8 protein-coding genes are annotated in these 17,776 nt (G+C 33.0%); all 8 read right to left on the reverse strand.

Going from position 1 to position 17,776, the window contains the following annotated elements; genetic code table 11:
• Positions 1-454: 454 nt before the first annotated feature.
• Entirely contained in the window at positions 455-3,586 is a 3,132-nt protein-coding gene (locus tag CHB81_RS20005) for a glycoside hydrolase family 2 TIM barrel-domain containing protein (protein ID WP_089353616.1), read from the reverse strand.
• 101 nt (positions 3,587-3,687) lie between these two features.
• The gene (locus CHB81_RS20010) at positions 3,688-5,205 is read right to left on the reverse strand and encodes a RagB/SusD family nutrient uptake outer membrane protein (protein ID WP_089353617.1); all 1,518 of its coding nucleotides are present in this window, start codon (positions 5,203-5,205) and stop codon (positions 3,688-3,690) included.
• Between the two features lie 10 nt (positions 5,206-5,215).
• Complete coding sequence (locus tag CHB81_RS20015) at positions 5,216-8,287, reverse strand: TonB-dependent receptor (RefSeq protein ID WP_254921184.1); 3,072 nt, start codon at positions 8,285-8,287, stop codon at positions 5,216-5,218.
• A 748-nt stretch (positions 8,288-9,035) separates the two neighbouring features.
• On the reverse strand, positions 9,036-13,091 hold the full coding sequence (locus CHB81_RS20020) for a two-component regulator propeller domain-containing protein (protein ID WP_089353618.1): 4,056 nt from the start codon (positions 13,089-13,091) through the stop codon (positions 9,036-9,038).
• A gap of 522 nt (positions 13,092-13,613) precedes the next feature.
• Positions 13,614-13,949 (reverse strand): IS1 family transposase, encoded by a 336-nt coding sequence (locus CHB81_RS27185; protein ID WP_254921185.1) that lies wholly within the window; start codon positions 13,947-13,949, stop codon positions 13,614-13,616.
• Between the two features lie 395 nt (positions 13,950-14,344).
• Complete coding sequence (locus tag CHB81_RS20030; protein ID WP_089353619.1) at positions 14,345-15,136, reverse strand: phytanoyl-CoA dioxygenase family protein; 792 nt, start codon at positions 15,134-15,136, stop codon at positions 14,345-14,347.
• A 263-nt stretch (positions 15,137-15,399) separates the two neighbouring features.
• Positions 15,400-16,440 carry a MupA/Atu3671 family FMN-dependent luciferase-like monooxygenase gene (locus CHB81_RS20035; protein ID WP_089353620.1) on the reverse strand — a complete coding sequence of 347 codons (1,041 nt, stop codon included), beginning with the start codon at positions 16,438-16,440 and terminating at the stop codon, positions 15,400-15,402.
• Positions 16,441-16,467: 27 nt separating this feature from the next.
• Positions 16,468-17,776 (reverse strand): thioesterase domain-containing protein (locus CHB81_RS20040; RefSeq protein ID WP_254921186.1); only part of this gene is annotated, 1,309 nt, incomplete at its 5' end.

The following is a 17,776-nucleotide window of genomic DNA, read 5'->3' on the forward strand; positions in this document are numbered from 1 at the left end:
TATCGCGTCCCGCTTAAGGCGGGAAGGCCGCAGGTTCGAATCCTGCCACCCCGACAAAAGTCTTTTCATTTTTTGAGAAGACTTTTTTTTTGCTTTTAACTCACTAATATGTATTACACTTATATTGGATCAACACGAAAACCTGTGGAGAAAAAAAAAAAAAAAAATACCGCAGAGAACGCTAAGTTTTTTATCTAAGAATGCCTTAGAAAGCATAGAGTTCGCAAAGCTAAATCAATACAAAGCTTTGCGAACTTTGCCTTTTACAAAGCTAAGAGTAAAAAAACTTAGCGTTCTCTGCGGTAAAAAACAATTAGTGAGTATATTTTATGTTTTTCCACAACATTTAGCGTTGATCTATTTTCCGCCCTAAGTAGTTTATAATTAAACCATTTTATTTATTTCACTCTATTTTTAGCTTTTCAAAATAGAAGTGAAATAATTCAAATTACTTTTATTTCTTTTTAGGTTTAATAACAAAACCGTAACTATATTCTTTATTTTTCAATAGATATTGCTCATGCGGTAAGGTTCCCCAACTATTATCTCCACCAACACCTCTTTGCGCTAAATCAACGCAAACTACAACTTCATTTCGCGGTGTAATATCATTAATATGACGATACTTTTTTGTCAATCCAGGATCAAAATCTTCCGGATAATTCTGTAACGCACTTACGCTTAAAGGCTGCAACCCTTCTATTTCAATTCCGTTTCCAGAATTATCTGTTAGCGTTAACCAACGAACATCGGTTTTGTATCCATTTTCCTGGGGGCGTGTATAGGGAACATATTGATCTGCCACTTTACTTTGATAAATTCCTTTAAAAGAAGATGTGTTTCTATCCTGATAGTTTTCCCAAGGACCTCTTCCATAATAATTAAAATTACTCAGTTCCTTTTTAAGCGTAAATATCATCCCAAAACGAGGCATTTCAGGCAATGGATTATTTCCTGCTTTAAATGAGTTTAGAATCTTTAAACTCCCATCTGAATTCATTGTGTAGGTAATGCTATAAGCTGATGAAACATCTTTTAGAAAAAGATTTGCTGTCACAATTGTTTTTCCTGTCTCTTCTTTAACTTCAATAGAATTCAAACTAGTAACTCTACCTACAGTTCTCCATACATTACTTATCACAGGCATGTTATTTCCAAAGTCATTATCCGTTGGTGCACGCCAGAAATTAGGAGTCAGTAAATGATTAAAATAACGTTCTCCATTAGACTTGTAATCTTGAATTAATCCGGTGTTCTTATTTATCGTTACCTCAACACCAGCTGCGTTAAGTGTAATAGTATCTTTATTTTCCTGAACGATAGCTTTTGCTCCTTTATCTGCTGCTTTCACAAAATATTTACTTTCATTAAGCGAAAACTGCTCTCGGGCTACTTCAGAATTTTGCGGTAAAACTTCAGTTCCTTCAGTGGTGTAAGCATAAATATTCAACAGATATTCAACGCCGTCTTTTGATTCTAATTTTGGTAATCCAAGCTGAATGTTTTTCTTAGATAGTGGTTTTAGCTGTATCGCGACGGTTCCTGTTTTGATAATCGATCCGTTTTCTAAAACCTCATATTTAAAAAGATACTTATCAAGATTTGTGTAACCAAATCCGTTTTCTACCTCAATAATTCCTTTATTCAAATCAATAGCTTTAAACAGAATGTCCTGATATACTTTTTTTACTTCAAAAGCACCCGGATGAGGCGTGCGATCCGGCCACACTAATCCGTTGTGACAAAAATTTTCGTCATTGGTATAATTTTGACTTCCCATATCTCCGCCATAGGTCCAGTATTTTCGTCCCACTTCATCTGTCATCTCAAATCCCTGATCGACCCAATCCCAAATAAATCCGCCTTGCATGTTGTTGCTACTGCGAATAATATCCCAATATTCCTGAAAATTACCACTACTATTTCCCATCGCATGAGCATATTCACACATGATAAATGGGCGTTTTACATCCTTACGAGTGGCATATTCTTTCATGTAATCAATTGTTGGATACATAGGGCAAACTATATCCGTATTTTCCTGTTCACCTGCTTGCTCAAATTGAACCAATCGGGTTTTATCTCTGTTTTTTATCCAGCTATAAGCTTCATGAAAAACAGGTCCGTTTCCACATTCATTACCCAGAGACCACAGTATAACAGAAGGCTGATTTTTATCCCGTTCCACTAAGCTGTAAATACGATCCATATGGGCTGCTTTCCATTCCGGAAGGTAAGCAGGATGTTTTGTCTTATCAAAAGAACCTTGTAATTCAGCCCCCATTCCATGTGTTTCAATATTTGCCTCATCAACCAGGAATAAACCATATTTGTTGCATAATTTTACCCATAATAAGTTATTTGGATAATGGCTGCATCGTACCGCATTAATATTTAACTGCTTCATCATTCTGATGTCTTTCATCATCGTTTCTTCATCCTGATAATGCCCGGTTTTAGGATTGTGCTCATGAATATTTACTCCATGAACCATAATACGAATGCCATTTACTAATAACTGACCATTTTTTAATTCTACTTTTCTAAACCCGATTTTTGTCGAAACGGTTTCAATAAACTTTCCGTTTTCATCCTTTAATGTCAGTAGTAAAGTATATAAATTTGGCGTTTCATTACTCCATAATTTAGGTGCAGTAACGTTTTGGGTAACTGTTCCTGATTCAATTGAATTAGCTCCTAAATTTATGTTTATGTTTTTCCTGAAGACTTCCTTTCCTGTTGCATCAACTAATTTAGCTTCAACTGATTGATTGTTTTTAGCCACATTATTCATGTTCTTTAACTTAACATCCACTGACAAACTTCCGTTTTTATAAGATGCATCAAGATCAGGACGTGCAAAGAAATCTGCTATACGAGTATTAGACGTGCTATAAAGGTACACATTGCGATCGATTCCTGACAAACGCCAAAAATCCTGATCCTCTAAATACGAACCATCGCTCCAGCGATACACCTCAACAGCTACCTGATTTTTGCCCACTTTTACGTATTTTGTAATATCAAACTCCGTTGGACTTTTGGTATTCTCACTATAGCCTACTTTTTCTCCATTTACCCAAATATACATCGCCGAAGTTCCTGCTTCAAAGTGAAGATAAACACGTCGTTCGTTCCAATTTTCCGGCAATTCGAAAGTACGTCGGTAAGACCCCACAGGATTATCTGTATGAGCAATAAAAGGCGGATTTTTGACAAATGGATAAGTAATGTTGGTGTAAATAGGAATTCCATACCCCATTAATTCCCAGTTGGAAGGAACTGTAATTTCTTTCCAGTTGGTCGTATTAAAGTCGGTTTCAAAGAAATCCTTTGGTCTTTCATCCGGTGTAGGCGACCAGTTAAATTTCCATTTTCCATCTAAAGTTAAAAACCATGGAGAACGGGCATAGTCATCTGCAATAGCAGAAGCTTCATCAGCATATGGCAAGAATGCTGCCCGGGCAGGTTCTCGATTTATTTGAAATATAGCCGGATTTTCCCAATCATTACTTGTTGCTGATTGTGCATTCACAAATAATGAAGAAACCAAGGCAATAAAAGCTAAAAATTTATTTTTTTTCATATAAAATTTATTCTAAATAAATTATAAGTAATGACAAATGATTGCTAACCAATCAATCATTTGTCAAACACTTACAAAAACTAACTAATTAAACAAATCACTTACCAAGGTGCATTTTGGGTCATATTTGGGTTATTATTCAATTCGCTTTGTGGAATTGGGTAATACGAGAATTTAGGTGTAAAAAGCTGGTATCCGCCTACCTGACTTGTTTTGATTACGGTTTCTAAAGTTCCCCATCTTCTTAAATCAAAAAAGTGGAGCCCTTCGCGAGCAAACTCAACATTTCTTTGATGCATAATTTCCGCCATCATTTGATCTTTAGTCCAGCCTGTCATCGAAATATCAGGCAATTTTGCTCTATCTCTAATTCTTTTCACCAGTGGTATAGCTTCAGGAACTTTTCCTTGCATCGTTTTGGCTTCTGCAAGCATCAAAAGAACATCTGCGTAACGCATTGCATATTCATTCAATTCAGATTTCCAATCCCCTTCATCATTATTCCACCAATTTTGATTTTTTCTAATCCAAATGGCATTTGCTCCAAACTTCGATGCAAAATTTGAATTATAAAAAATACAACCAGGATAATTCCATGCCAAAGTAGCCAAAGCTCTTGGGTCAAAATCACCGGTTACGGTCTTCTCTTGCGTCATTGCATTTAACAATACCGTGGTCGGTAATAATTCATTCCAGCCACCCACTTCTCCAGGCGCACATTCCTGTGCCATAGTTGTTGCTCTGGTTCTTTCTGCCGGTGTTCCTCCCCAAATAGTAGAACCTCCTACTTTGCTAAACTGAATTTCAAAAACAGATTCTTTGCTGTTTTCATGTTTACCATCAAATAATTCAGAATAATTATCAAGAAGTCCATATCCATTTGAACCTTCATTACTTACTAGTTTATTAAATTGTTCTTCGGCTTTTGCCCAATCTTTCATGTACAAATAGGTTTTACCCAAAAAGGCAATTGCTGCATTTTTTGTCACTCTCCCTCTAAGCGTTGCAGGATAATTTTCCGGCAAAGCACTATTGGCAGCAAATTGAAAGTCGGATATTACTTGATTCCAAACTTCGGCTTCAATAGATTTTGACTTAAAATAATCTGATTGCGTTTGTACCAAACTTGTTGTTATAGGCACACTTCCGAACTCATTAACCAAATTGAAATAATTTAAACCTCTTAGAAAAGTAGCTTCTGCGACTAATTGCTCTCTTTTGACTTCATTAATATTTTTAATTTGTGGTGCATAAGTAATTACTTGATTTGCACGAAAAATTCCAATATACAGCGCTTTAAATATATCTCCTGTCAGGACTGTACTGGCATCATTCTTATAATAAGAAACTGCGTAACGATCTTGTACGTCATTTCTTGCTACAAAATTTTCTGTTCTGTTCTCTTTAAGCTGCATAGCCTGTATTTCCCAATAACCTGCATTATTATTATCTACAAGAGTATTGTAAACAGTTGCCACTCCTGATTCAAGATCCTCGGGTGTTTTCCAAAAGGAAGTACTTGTTAGCTGGCTTGGGTTTTCTAATTCAAGGTTTGTATCACATGAACTTAGCGTTGCAAGTCCCGTCACTAAATATAATAGGATAGATTTCTTTTTCATTTTTATCGATTTAAAAGTTAATTTGCAAACCAAAAAGTATAGTCTTGCTTAATGGATATGATTTATAATCAACGCCTCTTCCTCCCAATGCATCTGCAGAAACATCCGGATTGTAACCTGTATATTTAGTAAAAGTATAAAGGTTGTCTGCTGCAAAATAAAGTCTGCATTTATCGACAAATGCTTGTTTTGTTATACTATTTGGTATTGTATATCCAACCTGAACAGTTTTGATTCTAAGATAAGAACCGTCTTCAAGAAAACGATCAGAGTAATCAGCTCCATTATTGTTTTTGTCATCAATATCCAATCTTGGAAAATTCGAATTTGGATTAAAAGTAAAAGAGTCTAATGTTGCGCTGGAATAGTTGGTATTTGCTCTTACTGTTTCAAGATCTGTTCTATTTCCATTATAAATCTTGTTTCCATGTGTTCCCTGTAAAGCTATAGTACAGTCAATCCCTTTCCAATCGCCTTGAAATCTCAACCCATACTCAAACTTAGGAAAAGCACTTCCTTTGTATTGTCTGTCTTCTCCATTAATTTCTCCATCGCCATTATAATCTATGTATCTGATATCTCCAACTTGTGCATTTGGCTGAATAGGTTTTCCATTTTTAATATAAGAATCAATTTCTGCCTGAGATCTAAATAATCCATCAGTTTCAACTAGAAAAAAGGAATAAATTGGAGATCCAACTTGACTATACGTTACAGGAGATCCATGAAAAGAACCTTTACTTCCTTCTATTATCTGACTTCCTGTACTAAGTTCGTCGACATTATTCTTGATACTTGAAAAGTTACCTGTTACGCTAAAATTAAATTCTCCCACTTTTTCATTGTAAGTTAAACTCATCTCATATCCTTTATTCGATACATTTCCAGCATTGGTATAAGGATTGGTACTTGACCCTACAGATAGTGGAATTGGGACTCTTAAAAGTAAATCTGATGTTTGTTTTTTGAAATAATCAAAAGTATATTGCAACTTACCATCCCATAAATCCAGATCTAAACCAAAATCTGAAGTGGCTGTTGATTCCCATTTTAACCCAACTGCAGGATAATTGGTCTGAATATTACCGCTCCATAACGTGTTTGGTTCTCCTACTCCATAACTTATTCCTGAAGTAATTAATCCCAGATATTGATAATCTCCTATTTCCTGATTTCCTAATACACCATAACTAGCACGCAGTTTCAAGTCTGTTATTGGAGTTTTTAGATTCTTGAAAAACGTCTCTTTACCAATGCTCCATGCTCCGGAAACAGAAGGGAAATTTCCCCATTTGTTATCTGGACTAAATCTTGATGATCCGTCACGTCTAATGGTCGCTGACAAAGTATATTTACTATCATAAGAATAAATTACACGCCCTAAATACGAAACCAAATTACTCTCTGTATTGAAGCCACTAGTAGCTGGCTGCACAGCTCCTGAAAGCGTATAGATACCATCAGGTATTCCGCTAACTGAACTGGTTACCGATTTGAAAGTATTATTATATATCGTATATCCCGCCAAAGCATTTATATAATGTTTTCCAAAAGATTTTGTATAATTCAATGTGTTTTCTACCTGAGTGTACAGATTAAATTCATCAAGGTGAGATAAATCGTTATCTAAATTTTTAAAGAATCCTCCAACCTCATAACGCGGTGTATAATTATCTCTTTTATAATCTGATACTGTTGCTCCAATACTTAGTTTATATTTAAAACTATCCAAAAAGCTAGCTTCAACATAGGTGTTTAATAAAGCCTGATAAGTATCGCTTGTTACGTTAAAAAGGTTTAGTGCTGCTATTGGATTAAAAATATCCGTTACAGGACCAGAAGATCCACCATATCCTCCTATGGCATCTGGATTATAAACGGCAAAACCAGGAATCATTTCAATAGCCGATCCTAAAACATTACTTCCTTGTCCTGGAACACCCGGCAATTCTTTCCTTTTTTCTTTGGTTAACAAAATTGTTTCTCCAATTTTAAAAATTCCTTTTTTATAATCTGATTTCACTCTCATATTGAAACGATCATAACTGGTTTCTTTGATTATACCATCCTGATTAAAATAATTTAATGACATATTATATTTTAAATTATCAGACCCTCCGGAAAATCCTAAAGAATAGTTTTGAGTTGGTGCTGTTCTAAAAATTTCATTCTGGTAATTTACTCCGGCTCCGCCAATTTCAGGATTAAGAGAAATAGGCAATGGTGTTTTTCCGGCTGCCGCATATGCTGCATTACTTACTCTTGACCACTCTTCCTGATTCAATAAACTTAATTGTTTTGTTACGCTTGCAAAACCACCAAAAACATCTAAACTAACTTTGACATCTCCTTTTTTTCCACTCTTTGTTGTAATAATAATTACTCCATTTGCAGCTCTCGAGCCATAAATTGCAGCCGCAGCGGCATCTTTTAAAACTTCGATAGATTCGATATCACTTGGACTTAAGCTATTCATAGAGGCAACCTGAATATCATCTACCAAAATCAATGGTGTATTATTGTTTAATGAACCTGCTCCTCTTATTTGAATTCTTGTGCCAGAACCCGGGCTACCTCCTGCTGCTTCTACAGAAACTCCGGCAACCTTACCCTGAATAGCACTACCCAAATTGGTATTGCTTTGAGCGTCAAGCTGTTTCGCTTTTAAACTGCTTATAGCACCGGTAGTATTACTTTTTTTGACAGTGCCATACCCAATTATAACAACTTCATTTAATGCATTACTTTCTTCATTTAATGAAATATCTATAACAGATCTGCCATTTATTACTTCCTCAATTGTAGTATAGCCAATGTATGAGAAAACTAATTTTTCTTTTGGACTGGTTACATTTAATTTATAAGTCCCATCAAAATCAGTTATAGCTGCGTTCGTAGTTCCTTTGACCGTCACTGTAACACCAGGGATTTTTTGTGCTGTTTTACCGTCTCGAATTGTTCCTGTAATTACACTTTGTGCTTGCATACCAACACATGCCATCAAGGTAAAAATCGACAATACGAGCTTCGATTCAATGAAAAATCTTAAATTTTTCATTCGATTTACATTCTTTTTTTTCATAAATTCATAGTTTAAAAATTGGTTTGGTTAATAGTTATTATAGCATTCCCTGTATAAAGAAAAAATAATGGCTCTTTTGATGATAAACTGGATTGAGGATTTCAAATCATACAAATAGCGTTTTATTTTATTCCATTTATTAAGTGAATTTCTGGTAAATCATTTATAGGAAATCTGCACAATTAATGATTTTCTTCAATATATCTTTTTAGTATTATTTCCATGTTATAAAAAACGTTTATACTTCAATGGGAAATAAATTACACTAATAAGAATCTCTTTTCGATTGCTTTTCTAAGAGTGTTGTTTCAATTGTATCTGTCCTATTTATAAATGCAAAGTAATGTGGAGTCAAAAGCATTTAAGGGGGGTAAATTCACGAAAAAAGAAGGTTAAATTCATAATTACTCTTTTTTAAGTTAAAAAAAATGCGACTATAAAAAAATACTGAATATTTTTTACATTAATAATAATTACCAAATAAACAATTTAAGTGCTCTATTTTCATTAATAATATACAGACTGCATAAATTCATTTAACAAAAATCACAAGTAAACTTAGATTTTAACAATAAACTCAAACTACAGTAAAACCTTCCTAAGGAGTAATGATCCAAAAGAAACAGTAGGAATAACTATCAGAATTAAATTGAATACTCCATACTTGACTGTAAAAAAAAATTACTCCCTTAAATAGGCAGTATTCTAAAATGACAACAAATACACCTGAAAGAAGAATACACGAAGATTATTTGACAATATTCGTATCAGCATTAAAAGAATTCTTGTATTTTTTAATATATTCAGAAGGTGTCATTCCAAAAAGTTTTACAAATTGTTGCCTGAAATACTTCGGGTCTTCAAAACCAACTTCGGCACTTGCCTGAGTAATATTAATATCTTTTGTTAACATCAACATTGCTGCTCTTCTAAGGCGAACAGAACGAATAAAGGAGTTTAAGGTTTGTCCGGAAATGATTTTGATTTTAGTATACAACATACTGTGGCTCATTCCCATTTCGAGTGCAAAATTTTTGATTTTAAAATCTCTTTTATGAATATTTGACTCCACAATCTCAATGCATTTCTTTAACATTTCCTGATATTCAACCGGAACTTTCTGATTATTTTCTTTAAGAGTTATACTGTCTAAAAAGTATTTACGCAAATTACTTCTATTCTTTAATAAAGATTCTACGCGCGCCACAAGCATGTCGTCGTCAAATGGTTTCGTAATATAATCATCAGCTCCATCGTTTATTCCCTGAAGATGTGTTTCGGGATTTTTTGATGCCGTTAATAAAATAACCGGAATATGACATAAAGCAGGATTTTCCTTGATTTTTCGACACAGCTCCAAACCATCTAACTCCTCCATTGCAATATCACTGATTACTAAATCCGGCATGTGAATTTTAGTCAATTTTAAACCTTCTTCTCCATTTTCTGCGTTATAAACGATGTATAAATCAGAAAACAATTTGATCAGATAGTTTCTTATTTCAGCATTATCATCAATAATTAAAACGGTACGTTTATCCGTAAGCATTATTTTCTGAAAATCATTTTCTGAAACAGCGGCTGAAAACGAATTATTATCCTCATCCATTTCATCAGCAAGTAGCTCATTAAGTAATTGACTTCTTTGAGGAGCTAAATTGGTAATTTCTGCATCTTCAAAATGATTTCCTCCTTTTAAGAATGTCAATTTAAATACACTTCCTTTTCCAATTTCACTTGCACAACTTACAACTCCTTTATGTTTTTCGACAAAATATTTTACTATATACAATCCAATTCCAAAACCAGTTCCAACAGATACTTTGGAATTTATTTGCTTGAATTTTTCGAATATAACCTCCATATTCTTTTCTTCGATTCCCTTACCATTATCAGCAATTTCAAGGATAACTTCAGAATCATTTTCAGTAAGTTTTAGCTTAATTTCGCCTCCTTTAGAAGTATACTTAAAAGCATTAGACATTAAATTAAATAAGGAAATTTCAATTTTCTCATAATCTCCAATGATTTCAATAGTATGATCCGGCACACTAAAATCGTACATGATGTTCTTGTCTTTTGCTTGATTTACAAAACATTGATATACTTCATTACAAAGACTATTTACATTAATAGTTGACAATCTAAGGGAATCCGCATCGTTTTCGGCTTTACGAAAAAGCAATAACTGATCTACCAAACTCAGAAGTCTTCGTGCATTTCTATGCGCAATCGCTAAATCGCTCCCTGAAGAGCCATTTTGCACACTTTCTTTTTGAACTGCTTTTTTCAGCGGATTTATAATCAGCGAAAGCGGTGTACGAAACTCATGCGAGATATAAGTAAACATTGAAGATTGCTTCTCAGCAATTTCCTTTTCTTTCTTACCTTCTAATTCAGCAATTTTTACTTTATACTTTAATTCTTCTTTATTTTTATTGTATTTTATGTATGCAAACACAACTGCGACAATAGCAAATAAATATAAGACATAGGCCCACCAAGCTCTATACCACGGTGGCATAACAACTATTGTAATGAGATTTTTTTCCTGATTCCAGCCTCCCTTAAAATTGGTTGTCTTTACTTTAAAAATATATTCTCCTTCCGGCAATCTCGAATAATTTGCTTTTCGTATTTGTCCCACATAATTCCAATGATTGTCCCAGCCGTCTAAGTAGTAAGCATATTTTATTTTATCAGCATTATTATAATCCAAAGCGACAAAATCTATTGATAAGGTAGTTTCATCGTATGGCAATTTTACCATTTTGATTTTACCGAAATCCCACTCTGAGATTAGTTCATTTTTACTTTCTTCAATAGGCTGATTGTTTACATAAAAATCTGAGAGTAATACGTTATTCTCTTGATGGAGTTCTTTAATCTTTTCAGGAGAAAAAACATTAAATCCATTTATTCCTCCAAATAGAAATTCGCCTGTAGATAATTTCAACCCGGCATTAAAACTAAACTGATTACTTTGAAGCCCATCATTTACTGAAAAATTCCTGAATATTTTCCTTTTCCAGTCAAATCTGCAAATACCATTGTAAGTACTCATCCATAAATTTCCATTTTTGTCTTCGAGTAATCTTAAAATTGTGTTTGAAGGCAAACCATCGTCTGTAGATAATCGTTTAAAAGTTTTTGTCTTCCTGTCAAATAGTAATAACCCTCCTTCCTGAGTACCAACCCAAAGATTTTTGCTTTTATCCTCCAGTATACATCTAATGGGATTACTGACACTGATCTTACTAAATTTTCTTTTTTCTTTATCAATAACAATCAAAGAGGTGTAATTTCCTCCCCAGAGTTTACCATCGCTAGTTTCTGTAAGACATTGTAAATTATCAATTCTTTTATCAAATATTACAAAACTATTTTTGGTCTTATCAAAGACATATAAAGAACCTTCATTAGTAGCACTCGCCCAAATATGTCCCTTAGAATCCTTATAAACAAACCATATGTTTTTCTCAATATGCTTCATATATGGATTATAACAAGAATAATGAGTTACAGTATGATCCGACTTAATACGATTTACACCACCTGCCCAGGTTGACAACCAAATATCATTATTACTATCGTCTCTTATAATACTTGTAATAAAACCACTTGACAGTTTATTGGGATATTTTATATACGAATTATTCTTTCTGTCCCAATACTTCAGACCTGCACCATCAGTACCTATCCATATATTTTTCTTTTCATCTTCGCAAAATGACAAAATAAAGTTCTCCGTAGGGTCATTACCCATCGCATTATATCGAATACTTTTAAAATATTTAGGCACGTTACTCAACATGCTTATGCCGCCCCGCAGCGTTCCAATCCATATATTTCCTGTTGTATCTTCATACAAACACTCTATAGAATTACTTTTTAGAAGTTGGTTATCCTGCACAGAATTATAGGCTACAGCTTTTTTATTTTCACCCACTACTTTATAAATACCACAACCATCTGTAGTCAGCCACATTTCTTTTTTTTCATCTAAAAGAATATCCGTAACAATACATTTATCCGAAAAATAATTTGGTGAAAGTGAACCTGATTTGGTGTCAAGAAGAAACAGACCTTCATCTGTGCCCAGCCAAAGATTATGATCTAAAGAAACCTTCATACATTTTATTTCCATCGATAATGGATATATGACTTTTAACTTTCGAGAGTTGTAATTATATTTACAAAGACCAATATTTCTAACATATACCCAGCAATAACCTTCCAGAGCTACATCTTCAAGAACCCCGGCATCATATTTATATTTAATCTCTTTGTTATTTAATCCTTCTAAGGGTATATTTTTACCTGTAAATGATCCATTTTGAAAAACAAGCAAGCCTAAATTTTGCGTACCAACTAATACATCCTGTTTATAAACTGATCGTATCTGACGAATAATATCCTTTAATACTTTTGGTTTATTATTAGTAAAAACATATTCAACAGGGTGAAATGACGCATCCGTTTTATTATAAACGCAAACTCCATTTGCGCCTCCAACCCAAATATTTTTTTTAGAATCTCCCTCTATATAATAAATATTATTAAATCGTAATGACTTTTTATCGTTAATCCTATTTCGGTAAACTTTAAAATTATAGCCATCATATCTATTCAATCCGTCGTATGTACCAAACCATATATAACCATCACTATCCTGAAATATTGATCTTATCGAATTATGAGACAAACCATTAGAAATATCAAGAAATTTAACAGCATAATCTTGTGAATAGCCAATAGTAGGAAAACCAGATAACAATATAAAATAGAGAATAAAATATTTCAAAATAAAACGCTTTTTGATTTTTAGAAGAAACTACAATTATAAGCTAATTTTATAGATATTTAGCATCTAATCCCATAAAAAAACTACTTATTTATAAAAATTGACGCAATTCTTTTTAATAATATTGTGGTTGATTTTTTTTAGTATTCCCGCAGTAACTCCTATTCTTAACTCTTCCTTGGCTAACTGAATAATCTTTCCGTTTGTCGTTGCTTTATAAGTATTACTAGTGTAATACGCAGAAGATGCAATTCCTGTTTTAAAGAAATTGCAGTTTTAAAATCTACTATCAATATAAAGGACACCTTTTTTGCCACAAACTACTAAGACGTTTTTTTAGAAAACATGAAAAGAGGTTAACGATGAAACTTCCTCATAATCTGTCACAAAAACTATGGTATATTAATGAGGTAGCTTCAGACAAAAAAACTAATAATAATCAAAAAGGCAGTTATTTTTATTAAATAATAAATTACTTTTGTTTTATTATTTAAAACGATCAATAAAACAATTTACAAAAGCCTATAAACCAACACGTTTTACCGAATGCAGTTTCTCGTCAATCAAATATCTGTAGTTTTTTAATCTGTCCGTAAATATCTTTTTCGCGTCAGATAATTTTAAAGTTTCCAGAACTCGGCTTAGAGTTTTATTGGTTCGTTTTCCAACATTAAAATTCACAACTGTTTTAGAATTCTTTTCCAATGCATAAACCAGCCAGATATAATTTTTCTTGTGTCTTATATAAGTGCACAGCTCATCGACTTCATAAGTTTTGCCTTTGCTGATAATTGGCTTAGTAATATTGCGGGCGATAAAAACGATTCTTTTTAATAATGTTGTCGTTGATATTTTCAATATTCTTGCCGTACTTCTTATTCCCAAACCTTCTTTAGTTAATTGAATAATATTTTAATTTATATCTCCTTTATAAGCCAGATATGCATAATTTTCAACTCTAGTTTTTCCGCATGCTCTGCAAATATATCTTTGATTACCAAACTTTGTCTTTCCATACTTTATCATCTTTCGAATATCATCAACACAGCTGTAACACCTAGTCTGGTTTGACTCCATTTTTTTCGATTTAAGGCATTATAAAATAAAAAAACAGCCCAAAGGCTGTTTTAATTTTTATGCGATATTAATATAAATATCTGATTTTCTGTAAATGTTAGATGCAATAATTAACCACCAACACATCTGATACATTACCTCATTAATCTATATCGTTTTTCTAGAATGGAAATAAATTATAAATTACACAATTCATCACTTTCAGTCAAAACACTATTGTCCGTAGAGCAAATATAATCAGGTCTCTTATTTTCTGAAACCGGTAAGTTATTAATACTATTATAAGTTATTATGACCGTATCTCTCTCATATGGAGAAAGATTACCTGTAGAAGCATGAAACAAATTGGGATGAAAAAAAACAACTGATCCAGCTTTAAGTTCTAAAACCTCAATACCGTTTTGGTCCGCATATGCCTTAACAATGCTATCATCAACAGTAAATTTTAAGTTTGAACTAAGTGAATTTAATATATCATTTTTATCAAGAGTATTTTTCTCTTTAAATTTTGCTATACCTTCTTTATGTGATCCAGGAATAACCATTAAAGGACCTTGAAAGGATTTTGCATCATCTAAATAAATCATTGCAGAAGTCATATCTGGAGATGCCACTCCATCATCGAAGTGCCAATAGGGATAATCCTGATGCCACTCCCACCATTTTCCTAAAAATGGCTCTTTAAGGTTTAATTTATATTGATATAAATATAAATTTTCTTTTACTAATTTTTGAGCTACATTCAATAATCTTGAGTCTTTGTATAAGTCTGCATATACTTGAGAATCCATATGAGGCGCAAATATCGAACGGATTTTATTATCCTCACAAATAACATTTGGTAATTTTTTTTTATCTTCAAAATAAGATATTTCATTCTTGTATTTATTCACTTCCTCGGGAGTAAACATTTTTTCAAGTATAATATAACCATTCTCTTTATAGCTTTCGATTTGACTTTTATCCATTTTTTTAAATTTTTTAAATTATTTGCTTATTTATTATTACTAGTAAGGTTTTCCTAATTTGGTTTTAAAGTTAGCTCTGCATTACTAAAAACACAGCTACTCCGGCATCAATCCAATTGTGTCTGCACTACAGACACAATTGGAGAACAAAAAAACAACCCGAAGATTCTTTTTTTGTTTGTGCGATACTATATAAATTCCTGATCTGCAGATGCAAGATCTAAGAATTGACCACCAACATGTCTAATACATTACCGAATATTTTAGCAGGATTGCTTTAATTCAGTTATGTACTTTAAATTTTCCAATATTCTATCAGATGGCGGACCAAAATCAAGCAAGCAGGCTATTTCATCTACTCCTGCCTCTTCTGTTTTTCGCACCATATCCATGCACGCTTCTTTACTGCCTATTAATCCTTTGGTATTAGCAAATCTTTCATATAGAAAATTCAAAAAATCATCCAAATCTTCTTCTGACAAAGAATCCAATGAAAAATCACTATCTCTATTATAGGCCATTCCTTCAAATAATTTTTTATTTCGTTTTAAAAAATTACAGTACGGTTTTCTTGCTTCCTCTTTTATAGCTTCATTATCTAACCCAATAAATGTGTGCAACATCAAGGTAACTTTACCTGTTTTAGGATCAAAACCGTTTTCTCTACGTGCTTGTCTATAGAGGTCTATTTTTTCTGACAACTCTTCCACTGTTTGATCTAGAACTGAAGTCAGGATATTAAATCCTAATTTTCCTGCATTTTTAAATCCTTCAGAATTTGCACTTACCGTTAGATAAAATGGCACTTCTTTTTGGACTGTAGATGGATATATTTTGACATCTACCTTTTTCCCATTACCACTTAATCGCTCTATAGATTCTCCTCTCCATAACTTTTTAACTGTGGATATTCCTTCATACATTACCTTATGTTTGTCTTTATAATTTTGCGAGAAAAAAACAAAATCATCTGGATTCCATCCTGAAGCCACTGATAATCCAACACGTCCATTAGATAAATTATCAACCATTGCCCATTCTTCTGCCACACGTATGGGATCGTGAAGTGCCATAACTACACTTCCACTATTTAATCTTATTCTTGTGGTTATACTTGCCAGAGCTGCTTGAAGTACTGCCGGATTATTAAATATTCCTCCAAATTCTGTAAAGTGACGTTCTGGAACCCAAATAGATGAGAAATTATTTTCATCACCATAAATGGCGCACTTTTTTACCAAATCATAAATATTTCCCGATAAGGAATCTTCACTACTAGCGAAAAACATAATTCCAAATTCCATGTATTTTTACTTTTTAAAATTATTTGCTTAATTATTATTACTTACTGTTTTTAAGATACATGCGATTTGCTCAGCATTTTCTCTATTTAAAATTGCATCATGGGTTGTAGATATTGGATGTACTATTACTTCTTTATTAGTATATTTATTCCACCCATAGTCAAATCCATAAACATCATCATCGTTAAAAACTATTTTTCCATCCAAATCTGCATATGTTGTTTTAAACAAAATAACTTGTGTATTTAGTTTTTCTTCTACCTTGTATAAATAGGAACAATTTTCATTGTAGAAATTAACTTCTAAACGTCCTTTTACTTCCTTCTCTCTTAGTTTAAATTCTGACTCCCTTAGCAATTTACTCACTGTTTCGAGTTGTTCTTCTTTAGATTTATCTTCAAGAGCTAAATCTGAAAAATTAAAGTCTTCCCCAAATACCTCTGTTTGGTTTTCTAAAAATTCCCGAAATAATTTGTCTTCATCAATTTTACTATTATCTTCAAATGAAACTCTTCCATCAAAAATCACTAGTTCTTCGACGTGAAATCCGTCATTTCGTAATTGCACTGCCATTTCATAAGCTACGGTCGCTCCAAATGAATATCCTCCAAGTCGATAAGGGCCATGCGGATCCTTTTTTTGCATTTCTGTAATAAACCCTGAGGCCATTTCTTCAATAGATTTTGAAATTGGAGCTTCTCCATATAATCCTGAACATTGAAATGCATAAACAGGTTGATCTTTTCCTAATCGTTTTGTCAGTTCAATATAGCAATTAACTGTTCCGCTCCCTGGTGGAGTTAGATATAAAGCATTTAGAGTTCCTTTTTCTTGTAAAGGAACCATAAGACTATTTTTAAAATGATTCACTGAATGCATATTATCAACAAACTCAGAAATCGTTGAGTATTCAAAGACCATATTAATACTGATATCTATAGAGAATACTTCATTAATGAGGGAAACTAATTTTATAACCAATAAACTATGACCACCTAATTCAAAAAAGTTATCATGAATTCCGATTTTATCAACTCGTAATATTTCCTGCCAGATTACAGCTAACTGTTCTTCCGTTTCATTACGTGGTGCTACATATTCTTTGCTTGATAATTCTGAACCATCCGGATCCGGTAAAGCCTTTTTATCCAGCTTCCCATTACTGGTTAATGGCATTACTTCTAATGCAACCCAGATCATAGGAACCATATACTCCGGTAAGCTTAGCTTTAATTGTTCCTGTAAAGCTTCTTTGTCTAATGTATCTTCCAATACGACATAACCCACTAGCCCCTTAGTGCCATTAACATCCTCCTTAGCCAGTACACAACATTGT

It is taken from the genome of Flavobacterium sp. ov086, from assembly GCF_900187965.1.
Classification (GTDB): Bacteria; Bacteroidota; Bacteroidia; order Flavobacteriales; family Flavobacteriaceae; genus Flavobacterium.